Annotated in this window: 1 protein-coding gene; it reads left to right on the top strand. The window is 63.9% G+C overall.

Going from position 1 to position 1,269, the window contains the following annotated elements:
* Nucleotides 1-47: 47 nt before the first annotated feature.
* Nucleotides 48-1,235, top strand: coding sequence for an IS30 family transposase (locus QMG72_RS17725; RefSeq protein ID WP_502934675.1), 1,188 nt, complete (start codon nt 48-50; stop codon nt 1,233-1,235).
* The last annotated feature ends 34 nt before the right edge of the window (nt 1,236-1,269 follow it).

Raw genomic sequence — 1,269 nt, 5'->3', positions numbered from 1 at the left:
GGCAAAGTCATATGGTCCTAGCAACGCTCTGATTGATGGAGCGTTTTATGGTCAAGTTGTTTCCTCCGAATGCCCGCACCGAGTTCGTTGACCTGGTGTGTGGCGGGATGTCGATTCTCGCGGCCTCCCGGCGCGTCGGAGCCACACATGGGACCGGCTGTAACTGGTGGGCCCAGTCTGGCCAGATGATGACTGTGAACATGGGCGCCGTTGGGGGTCTTTCGGATCCTGCACCGACGGCGGAAGGCCCGGGCGGGCGGGCGTTGAACCTGGCTGAGCGGGGGATGATCCAGATGGGACGGCGCAGTGGGCTTAGTTACGCAGAGATTGGCGCGGCGATTGGTCGGGACAAGTCTGTGGTCTGGCGGGAGGTGAACCGTAACGCCAGCGCGGACGGGGTGTATTACGCCTCGGTCGCCCATACGCGGGCGCATCAGGCCCGGCGCCGGCCCAAACCGCTGAAGCTCGTGGAGGACGAGGCGCTATGCCGGCTGATCGCGGCGTGGATGGATGATGGGTGGAGCCCGAAACTGATCTCGACGATGTTGGCCTTCTACTTCCCCGACGATCAGACTATGCAGGTGAGCCACGAGACGATCTACCAGGCCCTCTACGTTCAAACCCGCGGAAGTCTGCGGGCAGACCTGGCGGGGAAACTCAGCCTGAAACGCAAGCAACGCGTCCCCCACGCCGCGGACCGGCACAAGAACAGCCCCTACAAGGAGGCGTTCAAGATCAGTGAACGCCCCGCCGAAGTCCAGGACCGGGCCGTCCCCGGACACTGGGAAGGGGACCTCATCATCGGCTGCGACGGGACCGCGATCGGCACCCTGGTGGAACGCGCGACCAGGTTCACGATCCTCCTCCATCTTCCCGGGGACCACACCGCTGAGACTGTCGCTGCCGCGATGATCCAGGAGATGGGAAATCTCCCCGATCACCTGCGCCGCTCGATCACCTGGGACCGCGGCACCGAACTTGCCGAGTACGCCCGGATCCAAACCGCTCTCGAGACCACGCTCTACTTCTGCGACCCCCACTCGCCCTGGCAGCGCGGGACAAACGAGAACACCAACAGGCTCCTGAGGTTCTGGTTTGAGAAAGGCTCGGACCTCTCCGTCCACACCCCGGAGGATCTCCGCCTGGTCGCCGCGAAACTGAACCGCCGGCCCCGACCCACCCTCAACCTCGAGACACCGGCCAACCGGCTGAACCAGCTGCTGCACGCAGCCTAAAACCCCGGCGTTGCTAGGACCATATGACTTTGCC

Origin of the sequence: Pseudarthrobacter sp. PH31-O2, assembly GCF_030063265.1 — a bacterium.
Taxonomy (GTDB): domain Bacteria; phylum Actinomycetota; class Actinomycetes; order Actinomycetales; family Micrococcaceae; genus Arthrobacter.
This window is presented reverse-complemented; position numbering and strand designations above follow the sequence as displayed.

Bases quoted from the DNA above. Each gene is read 5' to 3' on its own strand.
- QMG72_RS17725 (WP_502934675.1), top strand. From the start codon at position 48: ATGGTCAAGTTGTTTCCTCCGAATGCCCGCACCGAGTTCGTTGACCTG.